A 13,564-nucleotide genomic window follows, 5' to 3' on the forward strand; every position below is an offset into this window, starting at 1 on the left:
TGCCCGCCGTTAACGGCGGGCATTTTTCGTTTTCCCAGCCATCATTTGGGCTTTCGTAACGTGCTTAGCCTCATCTGCGGTTCTGCAAGGCGCTCACTGGGACCCACCCACGCATAAGCAAGAAGACAAGGATCGCGGTCTCCCGTCGTGATGCGGTGTTCGTCCCCAGGTCGATTAAAAATTAGTGATCCGGGCGCATAAACCGCTGTGTTGTTTTCAGACCATGCGCCGGAAATTGAAACATAGCTTTCTTCAATGTCTTGGTGGCTATGTTGCGGATAGTTCGTGTTCGGCGCGAATAAAACGAAACCCAGAATCAACGTATCGCATTGGACCGGGCCGCGTGGGCCTAAAATCTCGCAATATGCGTATTTTTGCCCCAGCGATTTTGATACTTTTTCGTACCCGTATTCCCATGTCAGGCTATCTTTTACTTCGCGCAGGGCGCGTGCCATCCCTTGCATCGCAGCCCGTTCGCCCAGATCTAACGCACGCGGAAAATGCGCTGTTACAGGCTTTTGGCTGTCAGTTCGGTCAATGAGATGAGGATTTTTTGCGATTGTCGCAGACAGCCGGTCGCGCACACGTTTGCGATGGCTTCGGATCGGGATGCTGCCGCCATCTGACCAGAACCGGTACAAGGAATCGATCTCTCGTAGAAGGTACACCCAATTCGGGCAGTCCATTAGCCTTGGTGTTTGAATGCGATCTGTAAAAGAAGGTACTTGGGTCATTTTAGAAGCCAAGCACAAAGTTTGGCATTCTCGCAAGGATTTCTAACGCTCGGTCAGCTTTAGTTCGATTCGCCGGTTTTGCGCGCGTGCTTCTGGTGTGTTTGCTGGGTTCAGCGGTTGGAATTCCCCGAAGCCATTCGCAGCGAGGCGCCGCGGATCAATACCCAGTTCTTCGGACATGAAACGCACCACCGAAAGAGCCCGCGCTTGGCTCAGTTCCCAGTTGTCACTGTAACGCCCGCCGCCTGATACAGGAATGTTGTCAGTATGGCCGTCAACGCGGATCACCCAGTCGATCCCTGACGGGATATCATCGGAAATACTGCGCAAAATATCGGCTATATTTGCAATTTCCGCTTCGCCAAGTGGTGAAAGCCGTGCGCTGCCCGGTTCAAACAGAACCTCTGATGAAAACACAAAGCGGTCGCCTTCTATCCTAACGCGATCTTGGCCCTCTAAGATTTTGCGCAGTTCGCCAAAGAAGTCGGATTTGAATTGTTCAAGGTTTTGGGTTTCCGCCCGCAGGCGTTCGGCTTCGGCTTCTAGGCGAATGCGCTCTGCTTCCTCGAGCGCGCGGCGCTGACGTTCTTCGGATGCGACGCGAGCAAGCGCGGTATTAAGCTGGGACCCCAGTGTTTCAATCTGAACCTGCGCCTCGCGATCAGAGTCTTCTGCCAAGTTTAGCAAACCTTGCAAATTTGAAACTTGGCGACGCATTTCTGCGATCTGTTCGTTAAGCAGTGCAACCTGCCGTTGGCTTTCTGCAGATACGGCTTCTTCAGCTTGCAGGGCTTCGTTTGCCATCGCAAGTAACTGCGCTTGTCGTGCGGCTTCCGTTACTTGGTTCGACTGATCACCCTGCATTTGCGCGAGCGCAGCGCGGGCTTCGGCGAGTTGGATACTCAAGGCGTCATTTTCACTTGAAAGCGAATTTTTAATCGCGTCGAGTTCTGCTTGTGCAGCCCGCGCCGCAGCCAAAAGCGTTAGGGTTTCTTCGGCATCGCGACGTTGCTGTTCAAGGTTCAGGGTCATCGCGGTCAGTTCTGTATCTGCATTGGCAAGACGTTCGCGCAATGCTTCGGCCGCGGCCGCATCAGCGATTTGTGCTGTTTCCAATGCTGATAGCTGTGCGTTTTTGTCTGTCGCTTGTGTTTCAAGATCTGCGACCATCGCTTCAAGCGCTTCGCGACGGGCAGCTGATAGGCGGGCTTCTTCTGTGTTGGCGTCAATTTCACTGCGCGCTTGTGCAAGTGCAAGATTCAGCGCGTCCTGCTGCGATATGAGCGATGCTTGATCAGCAAGTAATTGCGATTTTTCAGCTTCCAAACTGGCCACGTTATTGCGGGCGGCATTCATGTCTGAAAGTAACCCGGCCACTTGTGCCTCGAACTGTGTGATTTCTGTTTGGGCCTGCGCCAGAGCTTGCTCTTGCGCTTCTCGGTCAGCAATTAGCGATGCAATACGGTTTGCTTGTCGTGTGGCTTCGGCGTTCGCGGCGTCAAGATTCGCAGTCAGCGTATCATTGCGGCTGCGTTCAAGCCCAAGGGTGCTTGCGAGCGCGGCAACCTCATCGTGAAGCGTGTTTAGTTCGCTTTCCTGCCCGGTAATGGTTTCCTGCAGTACAAATTGGATCACCATGAAAATGGTAAGAACGAACATTAAGACGAGCAAAAGACCCGTCATAGCATCGACAAAGCCGGGCCAGATAGCGTTTTGGAAACGGTTCGATGATCTGCGGCTTAGCGCCATGGATCAACCTCTGTCCTTGATTGCGTTCGCCAATGTGGCCAAGTCGGCGCGCAAGTCGCCAATGCTTTCTTGTCGTCCGGCAGACATTTCTTCCAAAATCCGCAGCAACTGCACATCAATTGACCGTAGACGCATACGGCTTTCGGCATCGATCCCTTCCATGCCGCTGTCATCTAGTTTTTTGATCAACCGGTCTTGGCCGTCAGCAACCCGAGTGAGAAGCGCGTTGTTATCATTTGTCTTGGTGGTGTGGGCCAATTGCTCAAGAGCGGCTGCAAGACTGGCAAAACGGGTATCTGTTGTTTCGCGTTCGGTTTCATTTTGGCCAATCATGACCTGCATTGTGTCCATCAGTTCACCAAGCTGATCGACAAAAGAATCCATCGCCCCCAGATCGGTTGTGCCACCTTCTTCACCGTCGATTCCGACACGTGTAATGGTGGATAGCCATTCTTCGAGCTCGCGGTAGAAACGGTTTTGACCGTGGCCAGCAAACAGTTCCAACAAACCAACGATCAGCGACCCAGCAAGGCCCATCAATGAACTAGAGAACGCAGTGCCCATACCGCCAAGCTGGCTTTCAAGACCGGTCTGTAACCGACCAAACACATCTGCACCGCTTTCGCCTTCGGCTGGGTTTAGGGAACGAATGGTATCGACCAATGCAGGAACAGTCGTTGCTAAGCCGTAAAATGTCCCCAAGAGCCCAAGGAAGATAAGAACATTGCCGATATAACGTGTGATTTCACGGTCTTCGTCGATCCGCTGCGCGACAGAATCAAGAATTGATCGGCCTGAACTCGATGAAACTTGGGTGCGTGCGCCACGTGACCGTAGCAATGTGGCCAAGGGCGCAAGCAGTGAAGGCGCCTTGGTAAAGTTGTGACCGCCCGTTTCTTTGGCAAAATGTTCGATCCAACGAACCGACTTCATCAATAAGAAAACCTGATTGATGCAGGACAACACCCCCAGCCCAAAGACAGCAAGGATCACCCCATTTAAATATGGGTTGGATTTATAGATCGATACGATCTGGTTCAGCCCAATGTAGAAACCGGTTCCGACCAGTCCCAGAACGACCAGCATGAAAATGATTTGCCGAATTGGCTGCGAAAATTTTGGCTGCGCTTTGGCTTCCCGTTTGTCAGACACAGAAGGGAGTCCTTATTCCTGAATTATTCTATTGGCTCATACCATTAACGGCTGCTTGCCATGCATAAAATAATAATGGCGATGAATTTATGTTGCAGTCAAGGCACGCACGCGGTCAACCAGCCACGTCATATCGGCGTCACGGATACCAAGTTGCGTCAGATGAGCCGCCGTATTGAACAGGTATTCCGTGTTCGGCCCACGACCGCCGATGGCTGTCGCGATCATCTGCGCCTGTCGTTCAAGGTCGAATTGGCAGTACTGAACATGGTTAGGGTCGATGACATAGGCGAGCGCACGAATCGTGCCATTGTCGTCAGTTTTTAGATCGACATGTTTTTCGACATAGGCGGACGAAATGAGTTCACGTTCGCGCAGTTCACCAAGCACTTTGTCTTCTTCCGTAGGGGCAACCTGAAACGCCATACCAGTGCATCGGCCACCGGGCACCGCGTCAAGTGCCAGAACGAGACCAGGTTCGTTCTCTGATCCGCGATGATGGATCGAGAGCATGCAGAAACTGCGGTGGTAGTCGTGCAGGCAGGCTTTGACCGCTTTTGCGGGGGCAAAGCCGGGGTTCCATAGCAGTGACCCATATCCGAAAACCCAAAGCGACATGATACTTTCCTTTTCCTAACAACCATAAACACTGGAATGGCCCTGACGAAAAGACCTAGCGCGGGCTGCTCCCTAAATCGCCAAAGATCGCCGTGGCATGGTCTTGTAGGTAAATCTTTAGCCATGGGGTATAGTTTTCAGGGTGCCGCGCCACATCCGCAGACAGATCATAGAAATCGACCCAGCGTGTTGCCATGACTTCATCGGGGTTTGGTGTGAATGCTAGGCCATCGGGTGCCTCGGCGACGAATACCTCGACGACCTCGTGTTCGATAAGCCCGTTGCCCACATCCGCGCGGTATTCAATCTGATCGCGGTGGCTGGGGTATAGCCCTGTGATCCCGAGTTCTTGCTCCAGTCTGCGCATGGCACAATCGCTGTCGGCCTCGTTCCACTCTGGATGGGTACAGCAAGTGTTCGCCCATAGACCCGGCGTATGATATTTCTCCAGCGCGCGCTGCTGGATCAACACCCGCCCACGGTTCATCACAAAGACGCTCACGGCCTTGTGCTTTAAGCCCTTTTCATGGACTTCTAATTTCTCGACGGGGGTCAATGTCCCGTAAACCCATGCGGGAATCATCTGTTGTGGCATTGGTCAGGCCTAGTTTGTTCGCGGCACATATAGCCATGAACCCTTTGGATTACACCCCGACACAATGCCCCACGTTGGATCGCGACTTGCGTTTCGAAAAACTCTGGCGCAACGTTCTCTCAAAGCGCTTTGAGAGGGAGTAGTGAAATGACAATTCGTGCGGTTGTATGGGGCGAAAATGTCCATGAGCAAACTAATAAAGTTGTGTCTGATATTTATCCTGACGGTATGCACAGTGCGATTGCAGCTGCGATTAGCGGTGATGGGGTGATAGCCACCACCGCGACGCTACAAGATGCTGAACATGGGCTGACCGAAGCAAGGTTAGCCGAAACCGATGTCTTGCTATGGTGGGGACACGCGGCGCATGGCGATGTATCTGATGAGGTTGTTGAACGCGTTGCAGACCACGTGAATGCGGGAATGGGTCTTATTTTATTACATTCGGCCCATTTCGCGAAAATCTTTAAACGGCTCATGGGAACGCCCTGTAATCTGACTTGGCGAGAGGCCGGAGAACGTGAGCGGATTTGGGTAACATCGCGTAATCATCCGATTGCGGCGGGTTTGCCTGACCACTTTGAGCTTGAAAACGAAGAAATGTACGGCGAACCCTTTGGCGTTCCAGAGCCGCTCGAGACGGTGTTCATCAGTTGGTTCCAAGGTGGTGAAGTGTTCCGTTCCGGGCTTACCTATAAACGCGGCGCAGGGAACGTGTTTTACTTTCGTCCCGGTCACGAAACATATCCGACATATCACGATGCGAACGTGCAGCGTGTTTTGCAAAATGCAGTGCGCTGGGCCTATAACCCAGCCCCCCGTGTTGCAGGCGTGAATGACGCGCCAAACGTTCCTGTCGATCAGGCACTTGAACCGATCGAGGAACGCGGCGCACGTCTGCACCAAGACGGAGAGGAAGGTTTCCGATGATCCGCGTTTTGATCGTAGGCACCGGTGGAATGGCAAACCAACACGCCGAGGCCTATGCCGCGATGGAAGATGTGCAGGTTGTTGCTGGTGTCGATCCTAATGCAGCTAACTTACACGAATTTAACGCCAAACACGGCATCACCCACGCGTTTGATCAGGTGCAAGATGCGCTTGATTGGGGGGAATTTGACGCAGTATCTAACGTAACCCCTGATGCAATACACCATCGCACAACACTGCCGTTCCTCGCAGCGGGTAAACACGTTTTATGTGAAAAACCGCTTGCGGCAAACTATGAAGATGCGGCCGAAATGGCTTCTGCTGCAAGGGCCGCGGGCGTCGTGAATATGGTCAACTTGACTTATCGCAACGTTCCCGCGCTGATGCAGGCAGCGGAGATGGTTGCGGCTGGCAAGATTGGTGACGTGCGCCATTTTGAGGCATCCTATCTGCAAAGTTGGCTTACCCAGCCAACATGGGGCGACTGGCGGACCGAAGATCAATGGCTGTGGCGCTTATCGACTGCACATGGATCAATGGGCGTTTTAGGCGATGTAGGCGTCCATATTCTGGATTATGCAACCTTTGCAGCTGGGTCTGATACCGCGCGCGTTTCTTGCCGTTTGAAAACGTTTCACAAAGCGGAAAATGATCAAATTGGTATCTACCCGCTGGATGCAAACGATAGCATGACGATGCAGCTCGAGCTTGAAAATGGCGCGGTGGGCGTCATTCATGCCAGTCGTTTCGCAAGCGGTCATATCAACGATCTTTGCCTTCGCTTATTCGGGACCGAAGGCGGGCTTGAGGTGCGTTTCGAAAATGAAATCAGCACGCTAAGGTCGTGCATCGGTGGCGATATGATGACAGGGGCTTGGACAGACATTGCACCGGACACCATTCCGACGAACTATACCCGCTTTATTGATGCTGTTCGTGCGAATTCGGTGATCAACCCTGACTTTGCACGCGGGGCTGCATTACAGCGTGTTTTAGACATGGCCGTTAAGTCAGACACAGACGGATCACGCGATCAAGTCTTATAAGATTAGCACCGTACGGTGCTAATTTTGACTTTTATCCGCAACTAAGGTTGAATTCTATTATGGAATTTCGCCCTTGCCGTGCGCGGTGCGGATAAGCGCAAACATTTCAGAAATACTTTTGCGGTAGGGCTTATTTGCAATGCCTATACAGATCGCGGTTATCCGTGCGCTGTGTCGATACGGATTGGAAGGTTTGAAATGAATGAAATCCTTGTACCGCTGGCTGCTGCTGACTTGATTGACCGTATTGCCTTGTTGCAGTTGCAGATAGACAACGGCGCGGGCGAATGCACAAACGGTGCCGCTGTGCGCCAGAAAAATCTTTTAGATCGGCTTGCGCATCGTGTTTTACCAGATGACGTTGAACTTCATCGGATGCGGTTGCACCTCTACGAGGCAAGATGTGATCTTTATGCCATCGAAGAAGACTTGCGCGCTTGCGATGAACGGGCAGAGTTCGGCGTGCCGTTCGTTGCCTTGACCCGTGCATTTTTAGCGTCCCGTGACGCGCTTGAGGATGCAAAGGCCGAATTGCGTGATCATTTGAGCAAACCTTTGTTGATCAACGAAGAACATGTACAAACGCAGGGACACCATGACGTTTAATAAAGCATATTTTTAGCTAATTTTAACATTAATCATGCGTTCATTGCTTCGCGTCTACCTCTTTTCTTGGGTGAATAACGAGGTGGTAAGATGGGTGTCGAAAAAGCTGCGCCAATAATTATTAAACGAAAAAAAGTGGTGTCTGGTGACGGTCATCATGGTGGTGCTTGGAAGGTTGCATACGCAGATTTTGTCACAGCGATGATGGCGTTCTTTATGCTGATGTGGTTGCTGAATGCGACAACGGAAAAACAGCGCAAAGGTATCGCGGATTACTTTTCTCCAACGATCCCGATCAATCGTATTTCCGGTGGCGGTTCTGGCGCATTTGGAGGCGACAGTATCTTCTCGGAAGACGTCCTTGCGATGAATGGTACGGGGATTAGTCAACCGTCTATTGGCGCGAATCCTGTGCGTGTCGATGACGCCGATCAAGGTGAAGCTGCCGCAGTTGCCGCTCAGGTGGCAGCACTGCGCGATATCGAAGAGGTATTGATGGGGCGCAGTGGCGAAAGCATGCTGTCAGATCAGGCGTTGCGCCATATCGTGACGCGCCTCACTGATGAAGGGCTGGTTATCGAAATATTTGATCTACCCGATGCGGCGCTATTCGTCGATGCAACGACAACGCCGCATCCGGTGACAGCTGAAATTGCCGCAATGCTTGCGCGCTTATTTCAAGTGGTAAGTAATCCAGTCGTCGTTCGGGGGCATTTACGGGCAAAGACGGTTCTCGCGGTTGATAATCCGATATGGGAACTTTCCACCGGACGCGCCGCTCAGATGCGCCTGATGCTTGAGGCGGGGGGGCTAGATCCACGCCGGATCACGCGGCTGACTGGTGCAGGTGATCGTAATCCGGCTGTCCCTGATCCGACAGCTGCACGGAATAACCGTGTAGAAGTGGTCTTGCTACGGTCCGATCGATAGCCGGAAGTAAGTTGAATTTTATCCGTTAGGCTGACGTTAATTCTGGGCGGTTAGGCATGAGGGGACAAATGATCTTCGACGCAGAAAGGCTCAGCTATGACCATTTCCTCTTCATTGAACGCGAGCGTTGCAGGGCTCGCAGCAAATGCATCGCGCCTGGCGACGATTTCTGACAATATCTCAAACTCCTCAACTCACGGATATAAACGTGCGGTCACGGATTTTCATTCGATGGTCATCGAAAGCGGACAGGGAAGCTATTCTGCCGGTGGGGTTCGGGTTTCGACGACACGTTTGATTGACGAACGCGGTGCGCTCGTGTCGACGTCGAACTCGACCGATTTGGCGGTGCGGGGGCGGGGAATGCTTCCTGTGACTTCGGAAGCCTCAGTTGCGGCAGGTGAAGACAATCCATTGATGTTAACAAGCACCGGTTCGTTTCGGACCGATGCCGAAGGTTATCTTCAAACAACTGGTGGGCTTGTGCTCATGGGGATTCCTGCATCTGCGGATGGGACAATTCCAACCTATCCACGCGATTCTGCTGATGCGCTTGAACCTATTAAAATTAACGCAAATCAGTTTGTTGGCGAACCAACAACAACCGTCGAAATGGCCGTGAACCTGCCTGCAACCTCTGCCAGAGAAGGTTCTGATGGGGATGTTGAAACGCTGTCCGTCGAATACTTTGATAACCTTGGCGCGTCATCAACGTTGAGCTTTTCGTTCACTCCGACCGTGCCTGCAACAGGTGCATCAAACGAATGGACGATGGAAATTCGTGACAGCGAATCAGACCTTGATGCTGATGGAAACCCCGATGTGGTTGGCGTGTATGTTTTGACATTCGACGATAGCCGAGGCGATGGTGGTACAATGGCAAGTGTCACAGACGTGGGGCCCGGTGGCGCGTATGATCCCGCAACAGGTGCATTGGTGGTCAATGTCGATGGCGGCCCCTTAGAGATCAACATTGGCGAACTCGGAAGCTCTGCTGGTTTGACACAACTGTCTGACGCGTTTGCGCCCGTATCCGTGACAAAGGATGGCAGTCCCGTTGGTAACATGATTTCTGTTGAAGTTGACGAAAGCGGCTATGTCCGCGCAAGTTTTGATACCGGAACCAACCGTGTCCTCTATCAAATCCCATTGGTTGATGTCCCGAACATGAACGGTTTGGAAGCGTTAGATCAGCAAAGTTATCGGGTGACTCCCGATAGTGGGTCATTCTTTTTGTGGGATGCAGGTGACGGGCCAACTGGCGATATCGCAAGCTATGCTCGCGAAGAGTCGGCGACTGACGTAGCAGGTGAATTGACCGAACTGATTCAAACACAACGTGCCTATTCATCGAACGCCAAGGTTATCCAGACCGTCGACGAGATGCTGCAAGAAACCACGAATATTAAACGCTAATCGCATAGTGGAGTGACAGAAGATGAGCTTAACAAGCGCACTTAACAATGCGATTTCTGGACTGACTTCGACGTCACGTATGGCAGAAGTCGTTTCATCCAATTTGTCAAACGCATTGACAGACGGGTATGGGAAACGTGCGGTTGAGCTATCGTCGGTCCAGGTGGGCAATGTTGGTGGTGGCGTACAAGTTGTCAGCATTAACCGCTTTGTTGACGCTGGTATATTAGCAGACCGTAGATTGGCTGACGCTGCGCTGACCGGACAGCAAGACACGGTAAACACGCTGACACGCCTTGAGCAAAGCATCGGGGGCATCGGCGACGAAAATGGACTTTCTGCGAAACTAGCCGCGTTCGAAAATGCATTGATTAGTGCCGCCACTGACCCCGCGTCTGAAACACGGTTAGTCGATGTTTTCAACAGTCTGGAAGGAGTTGCTGAGACCCTGAAAAGCAACACGCGTGATGTACAGACACTTCGCCAAGATGCAGATCAGGCGATTGCGAATGATGTTCAAAGTTTGAATATGGCTCTTAAGCAGGTCGAGGACTTGAACAAAGATATTTTGCGTATGCAGGGCAGTGGGAATGATGTGTCTGCCTTGCTTGATGCGAGACAGGTTGCTGTTGATGAAGTATCCGCAATTGTTCCTGTCCGTCAGATCGACCGTGACAACGGTACAATTGGTCTCATCACAACGACGGGTGCAACTCTATTAGATGGACAGGCTGTTGAATTCGATTTTTCGGCGACGCCAACCATTACTGCGGACATGACATTTTCATCTGGTGCGCTTGGTGGGATCATGCTGAATGGCGCACCTATCGATTCAGGTAGCGGTATTGGTCGGTTAGATGGTGGATCGCTTGGGGCTGCCTTTACGATGCGCGACGATACTTTGGTCGCAGTTCAGCAATCACTCGACGAAATTGCCGTAGATTTGATCGCCCGTTTCGAGGATCCATCGACTGACCCTACACTAACGGCCGGCGACATTGGTTTGTTGACGGACGAAGGTGGGGCGCTTGATCTTGGAGATATTCCGGGATTGGCGGGGCGGATATCTGTCAACGCTTTGGTGGATCCAAACAAGGGGGGGAATCTTCGCTTGTTGCGCGATGGTATCAACTCTGTGACGGCCGGTCCGTCAGGCAATGCGGCGCAATTGAACAGTTGGCTTGATGCACTTGATATCGCTCGCGCGGATGTCCCGGGAGGGGTGAGCCTGTCTGCGATAGGCCGCGTTGCGAATTTTACCGCCGAGGTTGGTTCCGTACGTTTGAGCGCAGAAGAACAGCTAAGCTTCACCGCGGCGCGCTGGGATACATTGCGAGAGGCAGAGCTCGCAAATGGGGTCGACACGGATATTGAATTGCAAACGTTAATGCGTGTCGAACAGGCATATGCCGCCAATGCCAAAGTGCTCGAAGCCGCGGATTTTATGATGCAACGACTTATGGAGATCTAAGCATGCCAATAAATTCTGTCGGCGATATGGCGCAACAGTATAGTACGATGCGTAACGGGTCGTCGATAAAACGCGAATTGTCAGAACTCGCTGAAAGCATGTCTTCCGGGCTAGTCACGGATATTGTGCGGCATCTAAATGGCGAAACGGCACAGCTTTCTGGTATTAATCATACGCTGTCTCGCTTGGATTTTTACATCACGTCGGGTGGCGAAATTGAAAACTCCTTAGCCAATATGCAGGTGGTCTTGGGGCAGGTCGACAAGATTTCTGAAGAAACAAGTAGTCAGCTTTTACTAGTTAATAGCAACGCGTCAGAGGGGCAAGTAACCGAAGCAGCGCGCACGTCGAGATCAACTTTCGACACTATGGTCAATTTACTGAATACGCGTGTCGGTGATCGGGCGTTATTTGGCGGGGCGGAGGTTGAAAACGCTCCGCTTGCTCGTGCTGACGATATGCTTACCGATATAGTTACGGCGATTGGCGGGGCCACTTCGCAGGCCGCAATTTCAGCGGCTATTGAGACTTGGTTTGATGACCCAGCTGGGGGGTTTGCAACGATGGGCTACCAAGGAGACACAGGGGCAGCAGTTCAAAAGCGTATTTCAGGTGATACCACCATTTCAGTTGATGCACGGGCTGACGACATCGCGATCCGCTCCGCATTGAAATTCGCCGCGCTGGCCGCAATCGTCGATGAAATGCCAGCATTGGACTTAGGCACACGTTCGGGGTTGCTACAAGAGGCAGGAATGGGGCTGTTTTCGGCTTCAGGTGAACTCGTTAATGTTCAGGCGCGAGTCGGTTCTTTGGAGGGTAGTATTACGCGTGAATTAACCGAGATGTCCGCGCAATCGACGGCGCTTGAAATTACAAAAAATGATCTCGTTTCTGCGGATCCGTTTGATACGGCCTCACGTTTGCAGGCGGTACAATTGCAGCTTGAAACACATTATGCGGTGACTGCTCGGATGTCGCAGCTATCTCTGCTGAGCTATCTCTGATGAATATACTCAAAATTTTATTGTTTTGTGCAGGTTTGCTTGTTGCATGTTCAGCGCAGGCATCACCCATTCGAATCAAAGATCTTGTCGAGTTCGATGGTGTGCGATCCAATGATTTAGTGGGATATGGCCTTGTCGTGGGATTGAACGGGACGGGTGATGGTCTCCGTAACGCGCCATTCACCGAAGAAATGCTTAGTAACATTCTTGAACGCCTAGGTGTGAATGTTACCGGAGAACAGTTTCGCCCCAAGAACGTAGCTGCGGTTCTGGTCACTGCTAGTCTACCGCCCTTTGCTCGCGCAGGTAGTCCCATAGATGTTACTGTATCGGCTATTGGCGATGCCAAAAGTTTGTTGGGCGGGACCCTTATTATGACGCCGTTGAACGCGGCTGATGGGGACATATACGCTGTCGCCCAAGGGACAATCATTGCAGGGGGCGCATCGGCGGCAGGTGATGGTGCGTCCGTTGTTCAAGGGGTACCAACAGCAGGGGCAATTCCTTCTGGAGCGACCATAGAACGAGAAGTGGCATTTGATTTTGCTGGCATGACAACCTTGCGATTGGCGCTTCGCACCCCTGATTTTACAACCGCTAGCCGTATTGAATTAGCAATTAATTCAAATTTTGGGCGTGGTGTAGCCGTTATGTTAGACGCCGGCACCGTAGAACTTGATATTGAAGCAACACGAATGACCTCGCCTGCCCACGCGCTAGGTCGTATCGAAAACATAATGGTTGAACCCGAGAGGCGCGCCCGGGTTGTTGTAGATCAACGATCTGGAACGATTGTCATGGGTGATGATGTTCGAATTAGTCGCGTTGCTGTTAGCCAAGGGAATCTGACGTTGAGGATACAAGAAGCACCGCTCGTTTCGCAGCCCAACCCATTTTCGCCGGGCGAAACAGTTGTCGTGCCGCGCACGAATGCTGAAATTATTGATGAGCCTGGTATTGGTTTGGCCGAAGTAGACGAGGGAACGTCGTTAAGTGAAGTTGTAGCGGGGCTAAATGCATTAGGCGTGGCACCGCGCGATATGATCGATATCTTGAAAAGCATCAAAGCCAGCGGAGCTTTGCACGCGGAATTCATTGTCCGCTAGCGGTAAAATGGGTGAATGGGCTAGCCGTCAAACTACTGGTGAAGTCTAGCGGTGTCGGTGATGAAAAGGACGACATGCTTGGCTCCCAAGTTCCCTTTAGACTTACTCGCAACCCTTTATTCTAAGACTTCGGTGCGGTGACGCCTAAAGCGTACCTAGGACTTCTAAAGTTAGCTTATAAGGCGTAGATCGTCGAAATGCAGT

13 protein-coding genes are annotated in these 13,564 nt (G+C 51.9%); 8 read left to right on the forward strand and 5 right to left on the reverse strand.

Going from position 1 to position 13,564, the window contains the following annotated elements:
- Nucleotides 1–41: 41 nt before the first annotated feature.
- From CYQ09_RS17620 to idi, 5 genes are all read right to left on the reverse strand, one after another.
- Entirely contained in the window at nucleotides 42–734 is a 693-nt protein-coding gene (locus tag CYQ09_RS17620) for a dimethylsulfonioproprionate lyase family protein (RefSeq protein WP_106746712.1), read from the reverse strand.
- A gap of 42 nt (nucleotides 735–776) precedes the next feature.
- The gene (locus CYQ09_RS17625; protein ID WP_106746713.1) at nucleotides 777–2,483 is read right to left on the reverse strand and encodes a peptidoglycan -binding protein; all 1,707 of its coding nucleotides are present in this window, start codon (nucleotides 2,481–2,483) and stop codon (nucleotides 777–779) included.
- Between the two features lie 3 nt (nucleotides 2,484–2,486).
- Nucleotides 2,487–3,569 (reverse strand): biopolymer transporter ExbB, encoded by a 1,083-nt coding sequence (locus tag CYQ09_RS17630; RefSeq protein WP_106746811.1) that lies wholly within the window; start codon nucleotides 3,567–3,569, stop codon nucleotides 2,487–2,489.
- 153 nt (nucleotides 3,570–3,722) lie between these two features.
- Entirely contained in the window at nucleotides 3,723–4,253 is a 531-nt protein-coding gene (locus CYQ09_RS17635) for a gamma-glutamylcyclotransferase (RefSeq protein ID WP_106746714.1), read from the reverse strand.
- 55 nt (nucleotides 4,254–4,308) lie between these two features.
- Nucleotides 4,309–4,848, reverse strand: a complete 540-nt coding sequence (idi, locus tag CYQ09_RS17640) for an isopentenyl-diphosphate Delta-isomerase (RefSeq protein WP_239495998.1) — start codon at nucleotides 4,846–4,848, stop codon at nucleotides 4,309–4,311.
- A gap of 147 nt (nucleotides 4,849–4,995) precedes the next feature.
- Here idi and CYQ09_RS17645 point away from each other — a divergent pair, with 147 nt between their 5' ends.
- The 8 genes from CYQ09_RS17645 to CYQ09_RS17680 all read left to right on the forward strand — a co-directional run bounded on the left by CYQ09_RS17645 (nucleotide 4,996) and on the right by CYQ09_RS17680 (nucleotide 13,360).
- Nucleotides 4,996–5,778, forward strand: a complete 783-nt coding sequence (locus CYQ09_RS17645; RefSeq protein WP_106746715.1) for a ThuA domain-containing protein — start codon at nucleotides 4,996–4,998, stop codon at nucleotides 5,776–5,778.
- Entirely contained in the window at nucleotides 5,775–6,824 is a 1,050-nt protein-coding gene (locus CYQ09_RS17650; RefSeq protein ID WP_204353990.1) for a Gfo/Idh/MocA family protein, read from the forward strand. The genes CYQ09_RS17645 and CYQ09_RS17650 overlap by 4 nt, the downstream gene beginning before the upstream one ends.
- A 198-nt stretch (nucleotides 6,825–7,022) precedes the next feature.
- Nucleotides 7,023–7,430 carry a hypothetical protein gene (locus CYQ09_RS17655; protein WP_106746716.1) on the forward strand — a complete coding sequence of 136 codons (408 nt, stop codon included), beginning with the start codon at nucleotides 7,023–7,025 and terminating at the stop codon, nucleotides 7,428–7,430.
- A gap of 90 nt (nucleotides 7,431–7,520) precedes the next feature.
- Nucleotides 7,521–8,360, forward strand: coding sequence for a flagellar motor protein MotB (locus tag CYQ09_RS17660; protein WP_106746717.1), 840 nt, complete (start codon nucleotides 7,521–7,523; stop codon nucleotides 8,358–8,360).
- 96 nt (nucleotides 8,361–8,456) lie between these two features.
- A complete protein-coding gene (locus CYQ09_RS17665; RefSeq protein WP_106746718.1) occupies nucleotides 8,457–9,776 on the forward strand; it encodes a flagellar hook protein FlgE in 1,320 nt (439 codons plus the stop codon).
- A 22-nt stretch (nucleotides 9,777–9,798) separates the two neighbouring features.
- Nucleotides 9,799–11,247 (forward strand): flagellar hook-associated protein FlgK, encoded by a 1,449-nt coding sequence (flgK, locus tag CYQ09_RS17670; RefSeq protein WP_106746719.1) that lies wholly within the window; start codon nucleotides 9,799–9,801, stop codon nucleotides 11,245–11,247.
- A gap of 2 nt (nucleotides 11,248–11,249) precedes the next feature.
- Nucleotides 11,250–12,254 (forward strand): flagellin, encoded by a 1,005-nt coding sequence (locus CYQ09_RS17675; protein ID WP_239495999.1) that lies wholly within the window; start codon nucleotides 11,250–11,252, stop codon nucleotides 12,252–12,254.
- A complete protein-coding gene (locus CYQ09_RS17680) occupies nucleotides 12,254–13,360 on the forward strand; it encodes a flagellar basal body P-ring protein FlgI (RefSeq protein WP_106746720.1) in 1,107 nt (368 codons plus the stop codon). Before CYQ09_RS17675 ends, CYQ09_RS17680 begins: the two co-directional genes overlap by 1 nt.
- Nucleotides 13,361–13,564: the final 204 nt, after the last annotated feature.

The organism is Yoonia maritima (genome assembly GCF_002933395.1).
Lineage (GTDB): Bacteria > Pseudomonadota > Alphaproteobacteria > Rhodobacterales > Rhodobacteraceae > Yoonia > Yoonia maritima_A.